This is a genomic window from Fictibacillus barbaricus (assembly GCF_014635025.1).
Classification (GTDB): Bacteria; Bacillota; Bacilli; order Bacillales; family Fictibacillaceae; genus Fictibacillus; species Fictibacillus barbaricus.
This window is the reverse complement of sequence record NZ_BMCE01000001.1, coordinates 897,789-916,048: the sequence shown is the minus strand read 5'-3', so window position 1 is coordinate 916,048 and position 18,260 is coordinate 897,789. Positions and strand designations below refer to the sequence as shown.

Sequence of the window (18,260 nt, the reverse complement as noted above, 5' to 3'; positions counted from 1 at the left end):
TTGGTTTAAGTCGAAAAGATAACAATTCTTCCTCTGATCAAAGCAATAATAAATCCGACAGCTGAGCCGATCAATGCTGGAATCAACCATCCGATTCCATCCGCATAAAGAGGAATATACGAATAGATTTGTTCAATCGCGCCAACCTTTATGCCAAATGCTTTTAGCCCATCAACAATAGAAACCAAGGCAGTTGCAACAATTCCACCTATATAGACTTCTTTTCTGCCTGAGAATGCCTCATGTAAAAATGAAAGCATTATAAGAACGATCGCAATCGGATAAATCGCTGTTAAGACTGGTACAGAAACGGAAATTAGTTGACTTAGACCCATGTTGGCTACACCCGCACTGAAAATACAAATAGCGAGAATAACTGTTTTGTAAGGAACTTTCGGGAACATTTTCTTTGCAAATTCACCACAAGCTGTTACAAGCCCAACAGATGTTGTGAGACACGCTAACGCTACAGCAAGTCCGAGTAATACGTTACCGGATTGACCGAATAATTGAGCAACAACGTTTGTTAAGATTTGTCCGCCATTATCAGATTGCCCCAATGTCTGGCTTGTTGCACCAAGATAAGCCAAAATGCCATACACAGCAGCTAAGCAAGCTGCAGCAATAAGTCCTGCTTTTATAACCATGTTCGTAACTTGTTCTTTCTTCATTCCTGGCTGCTTAACCGCTGTAATGACTACGATGCCAAAAGCGAGTGCCCCCAGAGTATCCATCGTTAAATATCCATCCATAAACCCTTTCACAAGAGGGTTGCTTGCATAATCGGATGAAGCCGTTCCTAATTTTCCAACCGGTGTAATAATTGCTTTTACAAGCAGTGACGCAATAATGAGCAATAATAAAGGCGTCAAGATATTGCCGATCCTGTCCACAAGCTTAGATGGATTTAACGATAGCCAATACGTTATCGCAAAAAATACAACAGTAAACAGGAAAAGTGTCAGGCCGTTATTCATGCTTTCAGGCAAGAATGGAACCACTGCCATTTCATAAGAAACGGTTCCAGTTCTAGGAATCCCAAAGAAAGGACCTATAGCTAAATATAATATTATTGCAAATATAGAACCGAATAGTGGATTAACACGTTCTGTTAAGGTCTGAAGTCCTCCACCCGTTTTGGCTAGTGCGATAACTCCAAGCAGAGGTAAACCTACCCCTGTTATAAAAAAGCCGATCATGGATTGCCAGACCATATCTCCTGCGGCCTGACCCAATGCTGGCGGGAAGATTAAATTACCTGCTCCAAAAAATAATGCAAATAACATTAAGCCCACCGAGAGCGTTCTTTTTTGCATGTTGTGATCCTCCTCCGTGGTTTTAACGAGTAAGTTCTCTTAATTTATCGAAATTTGTCGAAATAATTTTAAATCCATATGTATTTGTAACACGATATTCGATTGGAGTCAATATTCAGATATAATGAATTTTCTAATAAATGGTGACAAAGCTTAAGGACTGAGAATTTCTCAGTCCTTTTTGAGTGGTTAACGGTTTGTTGGGAATATTCGTCTTATAGTCTCGTTAAACTCTTCCATGAAACCTGTAACCGGATTTCCCTTGTTGATCTCATCTGCATAGCCCTGCATTCGATCCATAAAATCAGGATTCGTAGAAACGAAAACATCATTAATGTCAGGATCTGTACTTCTTACAACATCACCGATCTTTTTTTCAGTTTCCTTTGTAAGTTTAGCGCTTTCGCCGCCTTTAAGCTGTGCTGCAACATAAGCATTATTATCTGTTATGATAACCGTTGCGTCTTCAACTTGCTTCATATCTTCTACTTTCTTTGCCGCTTCATCTGCAACATCCATGCGTGCGTTCTCGTCATTCTGATTGTTGTCCATGCCCATATCCATGTTGTTGTTCAAGTTATCCATATTACGATCTGCACGATTGTCGTAGTTTACTTCTGTAAGGTCGTTACGCGCTTCTCTTCCCATGTCTCGATCATTGTTGTTAAAATTACAAGCACCTAAGAAAGAAGAAAGCATAACCGCCATCGAAGTTGCTAAAATTGTCTTTTTCATTATGATGACACTCCTTTTTAAAATTTTTGACTGTCATCTAATAAAATTTGTAGCAGCAAGGGAAAATATACATGAACAATGATGGTTGTAACAAACTGGGTATAAAAAAGCGCCTTCCAGATGGAAGACGCGTTCTTATTTAAACCATTCATTTGAATATGTGTTTTTGTTTTTGGGCTTAAAAATCAGCCATGCGATAATGCTGAGTATAATAATCGTTAGTGCATAGATCCCAACCTTATGAATCACATCCATAACAAGGGACCAGCGCCCCCCTAGTTGGTAACCGATCAATATAAAGAACGAACACCAAAAGATAGCGCCACTATAAGCATAAAGACCAAATTGTCGGAAGTTCAAAGAATACATGCCTGCAAAATAAGCTGTTAGATGCCGAATTCCTGGCATAAAATATCCGAAAAACAAAGCCGTTTTTCCGTATTTCAAAAAGAAACTTTGTGTTCTATTTATTTTTTCTTCGGTTATTCCAATCTTAGGACTTACCTTTTTCAATAAAGGTTTTCCGCAAACGGTACCAAAATAATAGCTTCCTGTAATACCTGCAAACGCTCCCAAAAAAGCACTGCATATTGCAGGCACTGCTGAGAGGTCCCCTGCAAAAATGAAATAGCCGACTGTGGCTAAGAGGATTTCATCAGGAATCGGTAACCCAATAATACCTAAGGCCAAGAGTAAAACAATGCCGAAGTAGCTATATTGTTGAATAATATTTATTAAGTCAAATTCCATGACGTCACCAACTTCTCTTTTTACACCTTCTACCATTGTAACGATAAATTGGGTTATTTGGGAAGGGGAAAACAAAATTTATTAAAATGGTAGTCCCTTTAATTTATGCTAAGTGGACGAGGATGGACACTGCATACAGATTGCAGAAAAATAAGCCTGCGATCCCATTTTTTCTGCTTCTTCCATCGCATACACCTTATCTCCAGCTGCTATCGCTATTTTTGTAATGTTCATGTAAGATGGGCCATCCTTTATTTGTTCTTATTTACGGGTTTGCTACAATAGAGAAAAAAGTATAGGAGTTGTATACATGGCTATTGCAGACATTACGATTATTCCGATTGGTACCGAGACTCCAAGTGTCAGTGCCTATGTAGCGGAAATACAAAAAGTGCTTCAGCAAAATAAAGATAAAGTAAACTATCAACTGACACCAATGAGTACCTTAATCGAAGGTGAGCTGCCTGATCTCTTTGATGTGATTCAGCAGCTCCATGAAGTTCCCTTTTCAAGCGGCATACAGCGAGTGGCGACAAACATCCGTATTGATGACCGCCGCGATAAAAAATCCACCATGGCTGGGAAACTCCAGGCTGTTGAGGCCCAGATGAACAAGGAGTAGTTTTGAGTTTGAGGATGGAATTAGGGCTAATATATGATTAGCGCGCTTATTTTTGGATTGCATTCGTAAATGATGGGTTGCGCTCGTAATTCTTCGGTTGCGCTCGTAAATCTTCGGTTGCGCTCGTAAATTTTCGGTTGCGCTCGTAAATCTTCGGTTGCGCTCGTAAATCTTGGGTTGCGCTCGTAAATCTTCGGTTGCGCTCGTAAAATCTTCGGTTGCGCTCGTAAATCTTGGGTTGCGCTCGTAAATCTTGGGTTGCGCTCGTAATTCTTCGGTTGCGCTCGTTCAACGAGACAAAAGCCTCGTTGAACGAGCACAAATCTCCGTGAACGAGCACAAATCTCCGTGAACGAGCACAAATCTCCGTGAACGAGCATATATCTCCGTGAACGAGCATAAATCTCGGCGAACGAGCATAAATCTCCGCGAACGAGCATAAATCTCCGTGAACGAGCATAAATCTCCGCGAACGAGCATAAATCTCCGTGAACGAGCATAAATCTCCGCGAATGAGCATAAATCCGATTCCGCCCACTCAAAATTCAGAAAAAAGCTTACTCGTTCGGGACATTTCTCCCGATTGGAGTAAGCTTTTCTTCATTATTCTCCTTTTGTTGCGGTTACTTCAGCTTTTTCCTTCGTTCCCACAGCACTCGGTTCTTTTTTCGAGAATTCGATGCGAAGATCATCGATGCTTTGACGAACATTTCCTTTGCCAGAGAAGTTCTCTAATAACTCTTTTACATCAATGCCCGATGAAGCTTTTAATGACTCTTGCAAAGAAGACATCAAGTTTGTCGCATAACCTGTAATGCGGTTCGCTCCGCCATTCTCACCGCCGCCTGTATCGACGACTGTTATTTTATCAATGTTGGAAAGTGGTGCTGCCACTTGTTTTGCGTATTCAGGAAGCATCTTGATCATCATATCCATCATAGCTGCATGACCGTACAATTCAAATGCTTCAGCGATCTTTTGCTTCGCTTCTGCTTCAGCGAGACCTTTGAGACGGATAACTTCAGCTTCGGATTCCCCTTTAGCACGTTCTGCTTCCGCCCTGGAAAGACCGTCAAGTCGAACCTTCTCCGCTTCTGCTTTCGCCATTGCCTCCACACGATACTTATGAGCATCAGCTTCTGCTAACTGCTTGCGCTTTTCCGCTTCAGCAGACTGTTCAACCGCATATCTGTCTGCGTCGGCTTTCTTCTTCACTTCTGAATCGTATTGCTTTTCACGACGAGCGATCTCTTTTTCTTCTAATTCGATCTGTTTTTGGCGTTCGATGATCTTAATCTGCATCTGCTGTTCTGTAACTTGCTGTTTTGCGATCGCTTCTTCCAGATGATAAGCCTGGTCAGCACGGGCTTTGGCAACATCTTGCTCACGACGGAACTCTGCTACTTTCAGCTGATTCATCTTTTCAGCTTCAGCCACTTCTGTTGCACGGCCAAGCTCTGACTGTTTCGCTTCTTTATCTGCTTCTGCTCGTTTGATACGTGTTTCTTTTTCAGCTTCTGCTGTTGCAATATCTGCATCACGTTTGACTTGTGCTATTCGAGGTTTCCCTAGCGCATCTAAGTATCCATTCTTGTCGCGAACATCTTTGATCGTAAATGAAACAATGATCAATCCCATTTTAGCAAGGTCTTGAGAGGCAACACGCTGAACTTCTTGTGAGAACTTCTCACGGTTTTTATAAATTTCCTCAACGGTCATGGAACCAAGAATGGAACGCAAATGTCCTTCTAATACTTCACGAGCTTCATTTTCACGGTCTTCTTTTGTTTTTCCTAAAAACTGCTCGGCTGCGGTTGCGATCTCTCCAATAGAGCTCCCAACTTTGATAATAGCCGTACCATCAGCCATAACCGGAACACCTTGTTCTGTATATACTTCAGGTGTTTGAACATCGAGCTTACTTGTAAGTAAACTTAGTGGCTTTGCTTGTTGAAATACGGGCAGAACGAACGTCCCGCCACCACGTACAATCTTAATCCGATTTCCAGACTCATCGATGTTCACGTTCTTACTTCCTAAGAAACTTCCTGTCACGATCAGTGCTTCATCAGGACTTGCTGTACGGTACTTGGTAATAAAAACACTAATAAGAGCTACTACTAAAAATACAGCAATCCCTATCACGATAAATAACGGCGAAAAACTCATAACAACCCCTCCAGTTTACTGTTTAATGAATATACGTTTGTTCCACTTGCTCATAACGCATGACGGAAACGACACCTTTTTGGATATCAATAATGAGGACCTTTTCTCCTTGTAAGATCGGTTTATTATCCATGCTAATCGCAGATTTAGAAATTCTCCCGCTAATACCTTCAATCAATATTTCTCCAAATCCATCTGTCGGAACTGAGGTTAATACAGTACCTATCCTGCCCTTTAGATCTTCATCATGATAAGCCAGCGACTCTTCTGAAGATCGGATCGGCATCAGTACGAATACGTTAAGAAGAGTAACGAGCAGAACAGATAGCAATGCGCTAAACACAAGGATAAACCAGCTGTTAAAACCGGTCATAATCTCCAACAGATAACCTGATGCTGTTCCTATGGTTAAAAAGGATAAGATCAGCGACGGGTGCAAGAAATCTACTGCAGCATCGAGCATGTCACCAAACAGAATGTAAAGAAATGTGATACACCCAAAAAAGATGAAACTGCCTAAATAAATGGTAGACAACGGATACCCAAATAGTTCCATGGTCATCTCTCCTGTCCTATTAGCTGTTACTAAAGTTACAATTAACCTGCTTTTTACCCATCCTCCTTGTCGAATTTCTTTAACCTTAACAAAAGGAACAAGAAAATATTGTAAAAATATGTCGACATATAAATAAATTCCAATATTGGTTGTATAAGTAAATTTACGAATATTCAGGAAAAAAGTTTCAGTTTGTTAAGAATTTTTTATATAATTTTACTAAGAAAGGGCGGGATTCTATGTATACCGAACAATTATGGGAGCATTTAAAAAAACAAGAGAATAAAGTGGATGCTGAACCAATGAAAAAATACATGCGGGATCAGTTTGACTTTTTCGGGCTTCGTTCGCCCATCTTAAAGGAAGCCGTAAAAAATTTTATAAGAGAGAATGGGTTGCCTGCATCAAACGAACTTTCATCATTTATAAAAGAAGCTTGGGCAAAACCTGAACGTGAAATGCAGTATGCAGCTTTAACTGTTGCAGACAAGCTAAAAAAGCAGATGACAAAAGAGGATATACAGTGGATTGAATATATCATCGTTAACAAAAGCTGGTGGGACACGATCGATCATATTGCCAAGAATGTGGCAGGCTATTATTTTATGAGATTTCCTGAAGAAATCATTCCTGTGACAGAGCGATGGATTGCTTCCGAAAACATCTGGCTGATGCGTTCGGCCATTCTATTTCAGCTAGGGTATAAGGAAAAGACAGACAACGAACTTTTGGCACACATCATCAAAGAAACCAAGTATGAGCAAGATTTCTTTATCCGAAAGGGAATTGGATGGGCACTTCGAGAATATGCAAAGGTAAATAAGGATTGGGTCTGGGATTTCGTACATAATGAGGAGCTAAGCCCTCTATCGTATAAAGAAGCCATCAAAAACATTAAGAAAACGAAACAAACTTCATAAAAAACGGTTCCCGAATAATGACGATTTTAAATGTCTGTTTTCTGGAACTTTTTTAGGTAAATTTAGTAAAAAAGTTATGTAAGAATTTTCTATAAATTATGACATTTAACCCAATGCAAATCTAAAATTATCTGCTATTATTGTTGTAAATTGTAAAATGATGTTGAAAAAGGAGGTTTAATGGTTTCTAATAGAATCTTTTTGGATTTCAACATTGACTCTTTGAGCACATCAGCATCACATTTACGGCAAAGAAACAATAATTATAAGGGGTGTCAATTATGAAGAAAATGGTAGGTTCACTAGTCGGCGTTACATTAGCCGGTGCATTATTGATTGGTGGTTACGTTTTAAATCAACCTACAGTGTTTCAAGCAGAACACGGAAAAACATTTTCTACAACCAAAAGCTAATTTCAAATTAGCAGTTAATACACCATGACAATTACCTATCATCGAAGAGGGAACAGAGAAATCATTGTTCCCTCTTTTTATTTTTCTCTCGAAATTTCTATACACGATGTACTACTATTTTGCCTATATGGTTGAAGAAAAGAAATAACTAGTAGATTTAGGATAAAAGTTAGGTTTAAATTTTCTATTAATTCCGACATTTTACTCAATCAAACATTTTTTTCCTGTGCTAATATTGTGCTGAATTGTAAAATAATGCAAAAGAATGGGGGCGGACAGTTTGGAGGTAGAGGTAACGAGTAAAGAACAAATGATTCAGCTGCTCAATAACTGGTATCATGAAATTCTGTCACAAAATGTGATTAAAGCGCGTAAGCTTAAAGTCGAGATCGATGAAAAAATTGAATCGATGGAAGTAGACCCTTCACAGACACTTTTTATCTATTATTCCTTATTGTGTTTTCGGTATCAAATCCTGATCAATCAATTATGGGAAGCAAGGTATACACTTAACAAAATAGACTTTGAGAAAAAAGGACAGACTGATGATTTTCTGTCATACTATTACAATTTTTTTAAGGCTATATATGCAACTACGACTGGCAGCTATAGGGAGGCAAAAACTCACTACCGGCTGGCTGAAAAATTATTGAAACAGTTTCCTGATGACATCGAAAAAGCTGAATTTAATTATAAAGTCGCTACCTTTTACTACCATATCCGCCAGCCTTTGCATGCTGTCACCCATGCCTTAAAAGCAAAAGAATTCTTTGAAGGAAAAAAGGGATATGAAGTCAAAATAGCAGGCTGCGAGAACATTATTGGGTTAGCCTCAACATCGCTGAAGCAATATAAAGAAGCTGAGGAAAACTTCCTCTCAGCTTTAAGTATTCTTCGTGAATATGGTTTAAACATTGAACAGTTCGATTTGATGATACGTTATAATCTCGGCTTGCTGTATGCAGAACAAGACCTTTCTGAAAAGGCACTTTCGCATTTAAATGAAGCATTTGAGGACAAAGACTCCGATTATAAAACTACCTTTTTGATCGCCCGCGAACATTGTAAACTAGGAAACAAAACCATAGCTGATGAATGGATTTTCCGGGGATCAAAAATGGCTAAAGAATTAAAAAGCGAAGAATACGAGCATCACTTTGCCATTTTGAATGCATTCAATCACTTTTTGCATCCTGACCAATTAGAAGAGTCCGTGGCAGCTGCTATTACATTTTTTGAGTCTCAGCAATTATGGGGCTACATACAAGACTATGCCGAAAAAACAGCTTCAGAGTTTTACAAAATAAACCATTTTGAGAAAGCCAGCAAATACTTCCATTTGGCTTTAAAAGCTAGAAATAATTTAAATAAAGAAACTAACTAAAATCAAACATTAATGCGGCTGAGCAATAGCAGCCGCTTTTTACATGGAGGGACACCCCGGCAAATCAAAATAATGAACAGTAAAAATAAGAACGAACTTCATAAATAGCACTAGTTCTGATTATCATTGTTAATTCGATCGCCAAGCTTAGAGACCACATACCGAATCGCGTTACGAAATGATACGAACGATAACTGATTCGTTTCTACACCGAGTGATACCATATTTTTTACCATCTCTTTTGGAAAACCACAATATAGAACCTCTGCTCCCATCAACTGGATCGAATCCGTCAGTTTTTGTATTTCATGGCCCGCTTCAGTATCCTGCAAGTGGGTTACGCCTGAAAAATCTATTATGACATAATCTGCCTGGCTGCTTAAGCATTCATTTAATAGTTTGCTGGTCAGTGTCTCCATCCGTTCTATCGTCAGTTCCCCAATTAATGGAACGAGGAGCGTATGATCAGCGATGGTCTGCAGGACAGGCGTAGATAATTCATTAATGAGAGCTTTTGTCTTTTCCTTCTCTTTTTCACGTTCTGTTATATCTTTCCAAGTCAAGAGGTAGCCCAGCTCCTGTCCTCTTACAACAAGTTTTTTTACTATTAATCTTGTAACGAACGTATTAAATAAAACGAGCTGCATATCAATTGGGAAATCGCCCCTTTGAAGCATTTCTTCCTGGTATGAAGGATTCTTATGAAACCATCCGATCGGCGTACCTATTAAATCTTCCGCACGCTCCAGTTTTAGATACGCCTTAATCGAATCTATTACTTTTTTTCCTGCTTCATTCATCCAGCCGACCCGAAAGTCTAAATCAATAAAAAAGATATTTTCCTCTAAACAATTTAATGTATCTTTAATCGTTTCCTCTAATTGATAAGCCATAAAAGCTGATCCCCTTTTATTTTGTCCTGATCCTATCATATCTGAGATCTGAACATTCTTCTATAAGATTTACACACTCCAAATCTCGTTTGTAAGCGCTCTCTTAATCTTTACAAAAAACCCTGTTGTGCGATCATTCAACTCCGTGTAAAATGTCCATATAGAACAAACAAATGTATTTTCCATAAAAACAAAGGGGCGGATTAAATGGTTACTCATGTTTCAGTTGGACTATTGGGATTAGGAACTGTCGGCAGCGGTGTCGTTAGAATGATTGAAGGAAATCGCGAAGAATTGCAGCATCGTGTTGGATGCCCAGTTTTTATTGAGAAAATATTAGTTCAAAGCATAGAAAAAGAAAGGCTTGTAGCGATTAACAATGATTGGCTGACACAGCAGCCAGAAGAAGTACTGCAAAATCAAAACATACACGTAGTCATTGAAGTAATGGGAGGTGTAGAGCTAGCGCGTGAATACATCACACTTGCACTCCAAAATAAAAAGCATGTGATTACGGCGAACAAAGATCTGATGGCACTTCACGGCGCAGAACTCTTGCAAATTGCTCATGAAAATGGATGTGATCTTTTTTATGAAGCAAGCGTTGCGGGTGGAATCCCTATCATTCGTTCACTAGTTGACGGCTTAGCTTCTGATCGAATCACAAAAATGATGGGTATCGTGAATGGAACTACAAATTATATCCTTACAAAAATGGATAAACAGCAGCGCAACTATGAAGAAGTATTAAAGGAAGCTCAAGATCTTGGTTATGCCGAAGCAGATCCTACTTCTGATGTGGAAGGAATTGATGCGGCAAGAAAAATGGCTATTCTTTCAACGCTCGGATTCTCGATGCACATCCACCTGGATGATGTCCAAGTCTCCGGAATATCGAAAGTAACACAAGAGGATCTCGAATATGCTCGTCAGTTCGGCTATACGCTTAAGCTGATCGGCAACGCAAAAAAGGACAACGGAAAAGTAGAGATCAGCGTCGAGCCTACTCTGCTCCCGCATTCCCACCCGCTTGCGAGCGTTCACAATGAATATAACGCGGTATATGTCTACGGGGAATCTGTTGGTGAGACGATGTTCTTTGGACCAGGTGCAGGGCAGCTTCCAACAGCTACATCTGTCGTATCGGATCTAGTTGCGGTTGTTAAGAACATGCGGCTGGGTGTTAACGGAAAAATTGTTGTTGCTCCTCAGTTTGATAAACAGTTAAAGAAACCAGACGAGATCGATGGTAAGTTCTTTTACCGTTTATATATTAAAGATGAAGCAGGTGCTTTTTCAGCGATTACTTCCCTTTTTGCTCTGCATGAGATCTCACTTGAAAAATTAATACAAAGTCCTGTGGATCATAAAGGTGTTGCAGAAGTGGTCATCGTGACACATGGCACAAACAAACATCAAGATAATCAAGTCTACAATCTGCTTCGTGATTCAGAAGTTGTACAAGAAATTAAAAGTCACTATCGTGTGGAGGGTGCTTAACATGCAGTGGAACGGTCTTTTGCATCAATACAAGGGATACTTGCCAATTAATGAATCTACTCCCCTTCTATCATTAAATGAGGGGCAAACTCCCCTCATTCCTTTAGAACATTTGTCAAAAGAATGGGGCATCAAGCTTTACGCGAAATATGAAGGTGCCAATCCCACAGGTTCTTTCAAAGACAGAGGAATGGTGATGGCTGTCGCAAAGGCGAAAGAAGCAGGCAGTAAAGCCATCATCTGTGCCTCAACAGGGAACACCTCTGCGGCAGCTGCTGCATACGGAGCGAGAGCAGGTCTCCGATGTATCGTGGTTATACCAGACGGAAAGATCGCTCAAGGAAAACTGGCTCAAGCGAAAATGTATGGAGCGGAAATTTTTGCGATTGAAGGAAATTTTGATGAAGCTCTTCAAATGGTGAAGCAAATGAGTGAAGAAGAAGATTTTACCCTCGTTAACTCGGTCAATCCCTATCGATTAGAAGGCCAGAAGACAGCTGCTTTTGAACTGGTCGATTCACTGAAGAAAGCTCCTGATATTCTAGCTATTCCTGTTGGAAACGCGGGAAACATTAGTGCTTATTGGAAAGGATTCAAAGAATACGATTCCGTTCATTCTTCTGGACTGCCTAGAATACATGGGTTTCAGGCTGAAGGTGCAGCTCCCATCGTTAATGGATCAGTTGTTAAAAACCCAGAAACCGTTGCAACGGCAATTCGGATCGGTAATCCTGCGAGCTGGAGCCTAGCAACAGCTGCTTTAGAGGAGTCTGGCGGGCTGATTGATTCTGTGTCTGATGAAGAAATCTTGGAGGCCTATCAGATGCTTGCATCCAAAGAAGGTGTTTTTGCCGAACCTGCCTCTTGCAGTACGATCGCCGGATTATATAAGCAATACAAACAAGGACTTCTTCCTAAAGGAGCTTCTGTTGTTGCTGTTTTAACGGGAAATGGCCTTAAAGATCCAGACATCGCCTTAAAAAGGGTCGAACAAGAACCTGTCGTTATTCCAAATGATCTCGAACAACTGCGTCAGCAGCTGAAAGGATGTGTTGTTAAATGAAAGCAGAGCCTTTTTCCATTCACGTACCAGCAAGTACAGCTAACTTAGGTCCTGGCTTCGATTCAGTAGGACTCGCTTTGAACCGATACCTAACCGTTCATGTTCAGCCATATGCACCACGAAAAACGACATTTCATGGTGAAGAGTTAAATGCGTTAAATAAAGAAGAAAATAATTTAATCGTTCAAGCTGCAAACTTTACAGCGGATTCATACGAAAAAAAACTGCCTCCATGCCAGCTGGATGTTGTCAGCACTTTCCCTACATCAAAAGGAATGGGCAGTTCAGCAGCAGCGATCGTTGCAGGAATTGAACTTGCGAATATCCTTTTAGATCTAAACCTTTCAAAGAAAACAAAGGCTTTTCTCGCCAGTTCGTTAGAAGAACATCCTGATAATGTGATCCCTGCTATTTTTGGAGGACTTACGATCAGCTTTTACAATGGACAAGAAGTTGAGACGGTGCATGTCCCGGATGTAGCTGTTGAAATGATTTTAGCTATCCCTGATGGAGTTCTTCATACGAAGCATTCTCGTGGATCACTGCCTAATCTTCTTCCGTTTAATAAAGCGGTTGAAGCGAGTGCGATCAGCAATGTCCTTGTTGCGGCATTACTTAAAAATGACTGGAAAAAGGCTGCTGATATGATGAATCGTGACCTATTCCATGAGCCGTTTCGATCTAAATGGGTTCCTATGTATGCTGAGCTTAAACAAAAGGCTGTTGCACTTGGTGCCTATGGTGCCGCTATAAGTGGATCAGGTCCCGCTATCGTCTGTTTTGCACCTCATCAAAAAGCAGCGTCCATTACAGAGCAATTGAGTTTATTATTTCCACAGTACCATTTTGAGACGGTATTTCCTGACCGAAAAGGTGTAGTAGTGGAAAAGTGTTTATCCGCTGCCTTATAGGTCATAAGTTGTTTTTCCTCTAAATCACGTTTGGTTTTAACAAGACGTGGTAAAGGTTACTATCACCTTTTTAGGAGGGATACAGATGAGTGAAGAGAATCAAGAACATTTTAAAGAGCAGGAAAAGAAGAGACATGAAAAAGAACGTATGAACAAACAAAACGGGTTCCAAACGAACAGAACCGCATGATTGATACACAAAAAAGATAAGGATTAAGCCTGAGCGGCTTAATCCTTTCTTTTTTATTTTTTTGCTATTTTGAATTCATCACGCAAGAGCATCCAGTTTTCAGGGAACGGTTCACCTAGTACCCAATAAGCAAGGCCTCTTAGTTTATATTGCTTCACGAGCTTATTTTTCGCTTCAGCACTTTGTTCATTCTCAAACCAGACCACATGCTCTTTTCCTTTATCATCTTTATAATTAAAGAAAGGAGCTTGTGCATCGTTATCATACTTAACAGTAGCGCCTTCTTTAAGAGCAAGGTCATGGGCTTCTGCTGGTGCAATACGTTTCGCGAACTTATTACCTTTTTTATATGGCAGTGTCCAGTTATAACCATAGAGTGGAGCTCCCATTATGATCTTTTCAGGCGGGATTACTGAGACAGCGTAATCTACCACTTTCTTTACTTGTGGAACGGGTGCAACAGCCATTGGAGGTCCCCCTGACCAGCCCCATTCATATGTCATTAGTACAACAAAGTCAGCAAGCTCTCCGTGTCTTTTATAGTCATGAGCCCCGTGCCAAGGTCCTTTTTGCTCATCACTTGTTTTTGGAGCCAATGCTGTTGATACTTTAAATCCTTCTTTTTGCAATTGTGGGATGATCGTTTCCAAAAATCCGTTGTAGAGCTCTCGATCTTGTTCTTTAATATGTTCGAAGTCAATATTCAGTGCTTTGTATCCCTTTTGTTTCATCGTACTGATCACACTGCCTATTAATGTCTTGGATGCCGTTTTATCTGTAAAAATCGTATGTGCTACTTCAGAAGAAAAGTTACCCTCCGTAAAGTTTGTTAACACCATCATTGGGATGGAGTTTGATTTTTTTACTGCATTTAACGCAGCATAATCTTTGATCGGCTTTAAAGTGCCATCTTTATTCACTTGATAGCTAAAAAAAGCTACATATGTTAAATCATTAACAGCTTCTTTTACATCTTTAACCGATTGTTTTGCTTCTATCGGTTCTAAATACCCAAGTGTTTCAATCTTCGTTTTTCCATGGCTGGTTTCGGCTTTCGTTGTATCTTGTTGAGTTTTTTGCGGAGAATTAATCTGTTCAAGTCTAGGACTTTCTCTCGTTTCATTACTCATACTCTTTGGTGCGGCTTCACTTTCTTGCATATTGTCAGACCCGCCACCGCAGCCACCTAGCAAAATGGTAAACGCCGCAAAAAGTGCAGATAATCTTTTCATTTACAGACCTCCCTTTGTTTTCGTTATTTTTCCAAAAAGAGGTGTATACTATTCTTATATTTTTGATCTGTATGAAAGCTGATAAAACAGTCATCAGATAAGATGGGTGCGATTGAACTTGTATTGTATTGCAAACAATAATGAACATCATAGGCAAAACCTCGTTCTATAAGCTCTCTCCCGCTTGCACAATCCTTAATGAGAGAAGACAATTGATCCTTTGAAGCCACAAACGCTTGGCTGCAAACAAAGGCTTCTGGCGATAAGGTGCCGGTTAAATACGAAATAATCGCACCTGCTCCTAGATAGTCCTCGATGCTTGGTCTAAGTATATTTTCTTCATGTGACGGGTTTTCCCATCTTTCCCCACAGGCTATTACGGTAATGGGCATGCCCGTTTTACTCTGGATAGATAGAGCTGCTTCAGCTACTGCTTTTGCATTAAGTAATGCTCCAATGAAAAGGGCAGGTACATGCTTGGAGGCAGCCACACATGCCGCCGCATTTAAGGAACAAAGAACATAAGATCTCCCTTTGCTTTCTTCAGAAAATGAAAAGGGTGAAAGTGACGGCTTTCCTGTTTTAATTGCCTCCCCTCTGCCAACAACCAATTCTGCTCCCATTTCGTTGGCATATTCTTTCGCATATTTCGTCTGACCAGGTGGAAACGGATAGATGATCGCACCATTTTCAACAGCCTTGGTTACGGTTGAAGAAAAGCTTAGTACATCTACAATGATTATGATTTCTTTTCTTTTGGCGGCTTCCCTTGCACCTCTTATACCCCAGTCCATTTTGATTTTATATGGCGATTGATCATAAACATTCATGAGAGTGCCTCCTTTTGACTGCTATATAAAAAGAATAGCGAGAAAGCAAAAAAAGAAATAGACTGTTTTTCTATAATTTGGTAGAATTTTGATTGAGGTCTGCAAATCAAAAGATGTAGAATATAAATAAAAAGACTCCAAGCTATTGGAGTCTTTTTTAGATATTTATATTGCCCAGTTTCCGTTTCTAAATAGCGGCATTCGTTTACCATCCTCGTATTCTGCATCAATCTCAAGATCAGCAGAACCGATCATGAAGTCCGTATGTCCGCGGCTAAAGTTTATTTCTTTATCTTCCATCTGCTCAGGTGTTAAGCTTCCAGCATCTTTAACAGACATCGTAATAGATGTTCCGATCGCTAAGTGACATGAAGCATTTTCATCATAGAGTGTGTTATTAAAGATGATTCCTGAATTGGAGATCGGCGAATCATAAGGAACTAATGCAACTTCTCCTAAGTACCCCATTCCATCATCAATGCTTAACAGCTGCTTAAGTGTGTCATATCCTTCTTCCGCTGAAAAATTTACTACTTTTCCGTCTTTAAACGTTAAACTAAAGTTATTGATTAAATTCCCCATTGCTGAAAGAGGTTTAGTGCTTGATACTTTACCGTTTACCCCATATTTTCTTGGCGTTGTGAAAACTTCCTCAGTAGGAAGGTTCGGGATATAGTACGTGCCAAATGTAGAATGATGTCCGCCGCCGATCCACGTATGATCAGGGTGTAAATCAATGCTCAGGTCTGTACCTGTTGATTTATAATGAAGTGTTTTAAATTGCTGCTCGTTTAAGTAGTTTACCTTTTCCGTCAGCGTTTTGACATGCTCTTCCCATGCTGCAACAGGATCAGCTTGATCTACTCGGACCGTTTTAAAGATTGCTTCCCATAATGCTGCTACCGCTTCCTCTTCATTCATTTCAGGAAATACACTTTTTGCCCATCCAACTGTCGGTGCACCAGCGATTGCCCAATGCATGTCACCTCGTAATTGACCCGCCGAAAAAGCCTGCAGCTTTTCGCCGCGGTCCTTTTGAACAAACATCATTCGCTCCGACGGAACGCCTTTATATGCGTTGGGATCATTACCCGTCACCATTAAAAAGCAATCATGATTTTCAACAAGACTGTTGAGCTTGTCAATTTCCCATGATGGAAGGTCATCTTTAAGGACCTCTTCAGCAGCATGAGTTAAATGGATGCGGTTTGTTTGTGTATCTGTCCAATCCACCATTACTCTTTTACATCCATTTTCATATGCATACTTAGATACTTTACGTGTAAATTCAGCAGCTTCAATAGGAGAATTGATTACTAACCTTTGACCTTCTGATAGACCTAATCCTACTTTAACAACCAATTCTGCATAATGATCTAATTTCTCTTCAAACGACTTCATTATTTTCCCCCTCCGATTGGTTAAACATAAAAAGCGACTGATAAGTTTATAATATTACATTATATAAAAAAATGAAAATTTAGACTAATATTTTTCTTCAAAAAAAGATCACAGAACTGAACTGTGATCGGAAGGTAGATTATTCATTTCTGTTAAGCGTAAATCCGATTTCAAGAAGTGCACTCTCTAAATTATTCGTGATCATGATCCCTTTGAAATCCACATGGATCTCAAGAGTTTTTATAGCAAGGTCGGGTCTAAATCCCGTAAGAATAGGTGTCACTCCGATCAGTTTTAATAGCTTCACAATGTTTAACAAATACTCACTGACACTATTATTAATCCGGCTTACACCAGACAGATCAATAATCATATATTCAAGCTCCAAATTTGTACTGCTTTCCAATGTGCTTTGAATAATAATCTCAGCTCTGTACTCATTTATATGTCCAATGATCGGCAGAATCGCGACACCTTTCGTAAGAGGGACAATTGGCACTGAGAGTTCTTTGATCTCTTTATTGGCTTTATCCAGTTCTAGTACATACGTTAACAATGATGCCATTGTTTGGAATAACTCAAGATGCTGTTCTGTAAAATCAAAGCGTTTTGTATCAAGACCACAGATCGTCCCGTAGTTCTCACCATCTTCGTAATAGATCGGAATCGCGATAAAGCTTCCTCCACCTAAGTTTGCCGTTACATCCAAATGCCTCGTCAGGTCATTTTCTGTTATATCTTCAATAAATAAAATTTCTTTCCCTCTTTCTACACTGAGCTTACAGAAAGTTTCATGAAATGGAAGAGTTGAACCCGCCTCAACTAAAACGGCATCTTTATTGACTGCTTTTTTTATTTCATTTATTTGTTTATCGTTTTTTGCAACAAATAAGGTGTTTATATCGATTAATTTACTCATAAATCGAAGTATATTTTCAGTCGCTTCTTCAAAGTTTCTTACAGATTTTGTATTAAGTGTGGGTGCTAATATCATAGACAAGGTAATTAACCAACCTTTCGAAATTCATGTAGTCTGACTTAAAGTAGCGCGATCACAATTTTATGCTCCACCATATCTGTTTCCCTTCTTTTAAAAAGTTAAAACAGAAGATTATATGTTTTTTTTATAAAAAATATCACCTTTGTATAAGAAGTTATTTGATTCAAAAGACCCATATTACAAACCCTTATTATATAACGAATTATACATTTTTTCCGAACAGAACCTATTAGAAAATAGTCCTTAAAATAGAAATATATACCTATTTCTATATTCAAACCTGAGATATATCACCTATTCTAGAATTCGATATAACATGGTAACATTTTCAATATGCGGAATTATCCGACAATATTTATCGGATATAAGTTATGA

The 18,260-nt window shown here is 39.5% G+C and carries 18 protein-coding genes; 7 read left to right on the top strand and 11 right to left on the bottom strand.

Going from position 1 to position 18,260, the window contains the following annotated elements:
• Nucleotides 1–5: 5 nt before the first annotated feature.
• The 4 genes from brnQ to IEV52_RS22535 all read right to left on the bottom strand — a co-directional run bounded on the left by brnQ (nt 6) and on the right by IEV52_RS22535 (nt 3,035).
• Complete coding sequence (gene brnQ / locus IEV52_RS04385; RefSeq protein WP_188401287.1) at nt 6–1,316, bottom strand: branched-chain amino acid transport system II carrier protein; 1,311 nt, start codon at nt 1,314–1,316, stop codon at nt 6–8.
• A gap of 189 nt (nt 1,317–1,505) precedes the next feature.
• Complete coding sequence (locus IEV52_RS04380; protein ID WP_188401286.1) at nt 1,506–2,051, bottom strand: YhcN/YlaJ family sporulation lipoprotein; 546 nt, start codon at nt 2,049–2,051, stop codon at nt 1,506–1,508.
• Between the two features lie 135 nt (nt 2,052–2,186).
• Nucleotides 2,187–2,801, bottom strand: coding sequence for a DedA family protein (locus IEV52_RS04375; protein ID WP_188402245.1), 615 nt, complete (start codon nt 2,799–2,801; stop codon nt 2,187–2,189).
• 108 nt (nt 2,802–2,909) lie between these two features.
• On the bottom strand, nt 2,910–3,035 hold the full coding sequence (locus IEV52_RS22535; RefSeq protein WP_268234755.1) for a hypothetical protein: 126 nt from the start codon (nt 3,033–3,035) through the stop codon (nt 2,910–2,912).
• 76 nt (nt 3,036–3,111) lie between these two features.
• On the opposite strand from IEV52_RS22535, the gene IEV52_RS04370 reads away from it, so the two are divergent.
• Nucleotides 3,112–3,423, top strand: coding sequence for an MTH1187 family thiamine-binding protein (locus IEV52_RS04370; RefSeq protein ID WP_188401285.1), 312 nt, complete (start codon nt 3,112–3,114; stop codon nt 3,421–3,423).
• A 603-nt stretch (nt 3,424–4,026) separates the two neighbouring features.
• Here the strand turns inward: IEV52_RS04370 and floT are convergent.
• Together floT and IEV52_RS04360 are read right to left on the bottom strand one after the other, a co-directional pair.
• Entirely contained in the window at nt 4,027–5,592 is a 1,566-nt protein-coding gene (floT, locus tag IEV52_RS04365; protein WP_188401284.1) for a flotillin lipid rafts scaffold protein FloT, read from the bottom strand.
• A 22-nt stretch (nt 5,593–5,614) separates the two neighbouring features.
• Nucleotides 5,615–6,148, bottom strand: a complete 534-nt coding sequence (locus IEV52_RS04360) for an NfeD family membrane protein (protein ID WP_188401283.1) — start codon at nt 6,146–6,148, stop codon at nt 5,615–5,617.
• A gap of 239 nt (nt 6,149–6,387) precedes the next feature.
• On the opposite strand from IEV52_RS04360, the gene IEV52_RS04355 reads away from it, so the two are divergent.
• The 3 genes from IEV52_RS04355 (at nt 6,388) to IEV52_RS04350 (ending at nt 8,865) form a co-directional block, all read left to right on the top strand.
• Nucleotides 6,388–7,068, top strand: coding sequence for a DNA alkylation repair protein (locus IEV52_RS04355; protein WP_188401282.1), 681 nt, complete (start codon nt 6,388–6,390; stop codon nt 7,066–7,068).
• 281 nt (nt 7,069–7,349) lie between these two features.
• The gene (locus IEV52_RS22530; RefSeq protein ID WP_268234754.1) at nt 7,350–7,481 is read left to right on the top strand and encodes a hypothetical protein; all 132 of its coding nucleotides are present in this window, start codon (nt 7,350–7,352) and stop codon (nt 7,479–7,481) included.
• Nucleotides 7,482–7,761: 280 nt separating this feature from the next.
• A complete protein-coding gene (locus tag IEV52_RS04350; protein WP_188401281.1) occupies nt 7,762–8,865 on the top strand; it encodes a response regulator aspartate phosphatase in 1,104 nt (367 codons plus the stop codon).
• Nucleotides 8,866–8,975: 110 nt separating this feature from the next.
• Here the strand turns inward: IEV52_RS04350 and IEV52_RS04345 are convergent, their stop codons facing one another.
• A complete protein-coding gene (locus tag IEV52_RS04345; protein ID WP_188401280.1) occupies nt 8,976–9,758 on the bottom strand; it encodes an STAS domain-containing protein in 783 nt (260 codons plus the stop codon).
• A gap of 207 nt (nt 9,759–9,965) precedes the next feature.
• Here IEV52_RS04345 and IEV52_RS04340 point away from each other — a divergent pair, with 207 nt between their 5' ends.
• Genes IEV52_RS04340 through thrB form a run of 3 tightly spaced genes read left to right on the top strand, consistent with a single transcriptional unit; the run spans nt 9,966 to nt 13,232 of the window.
• The gene (locus IEV52_RS04340) at nt 9,966–11,258 is read left to right on the top strand and encodes a homoserine dehydrogenase (protein WP_188401279.1); all 1,293 of its coding nucleotides are present in this window, start codon (nt 9,966–9,968) and stop codon (nt 11,256–11,258) included.
• Nucleotide 11,259: 1 nt separating this feature from the next.
• The gene (thrC, locus tag IEV52_RS04335) at nt 11,260–12,321 is read left to right on the top strand and encodes a threonine synthase (RefSeq protein ID WP_229754182.1); all 1,062 of its coding nucleotides are present in this window, start codon (nt 11,260–11,262) and stop codon (nt 12,319–12,321) included.
• A complete protein-coding gene (gene thrB / locus IEV52_RS04330; RefSeq protein WP_188401277.1) occupies nt 12,318–13,232 on the top strand; it encodes a homoserine kinase in 915 nt (304 codons plus the stop codon). Before thrC ends, thrB begins: the two co-directional genes overlap by 4 nt.
• 243 nt (nt 13,233–13,475) lie before the next feature.
• Here thrB and IEV52_RS04325 read toward each other — a convergent pair whose 3' ends face one another.
• The 4 genes from IEV52_RS04325 to IEV52_RS04310 form a co-directional block, all read right to left on the bottom strand.
• Nucleotides 13,476–14,654 (bottom strand): glycosyl hydrolase family 18 protein, encoded by a 1,179-nt coding sequence (locus tag IEV52_RS04325; protein WP_188401276.1) that lies wholly within the window; start codon nt 14,652–14,654, stop codon nt 13,476–13,478.
• Nucleotides 14,655–14,677: 23 nt separating this feature from the next.
• A complete protein-coding gene (locus tag IEV52_RS04320) occupies nt 14,678–15,484 on the bottom strand; it encodes a 2-phosphosulfolactate phosphatase (RefSeq protein WP_188401275.1) in 807 nt (268 codons plus the stop codon).
• Nucleotides 15,485–15,649: 165 nt separating this feature from the next.
• Complete coding sequence (locus IEV52_RS04315; protein WP_188401274.1) at nt 15,650–16,885, bottom strand: aminopeptidase; 1,236 nt, start codon at nt 16,883–16,885, stop codon at nt 15,650–15,652.
• A gap of 139 nt (nt 16,886–17,024) precedes the next feature.
• On the bottom strand, nt 17,025–17,879 hold the full coding sequence (locus IEV52_RS04310) for a GAF domain-containing protein (protein ID WP_188402244.1): 855 nt from the start codon (nt 17,877–17,879) through the stop codon (nt 17,025–17,027).
• Nucleotides 17,880–18,260 lie beyond the last annotated feature (381 nt).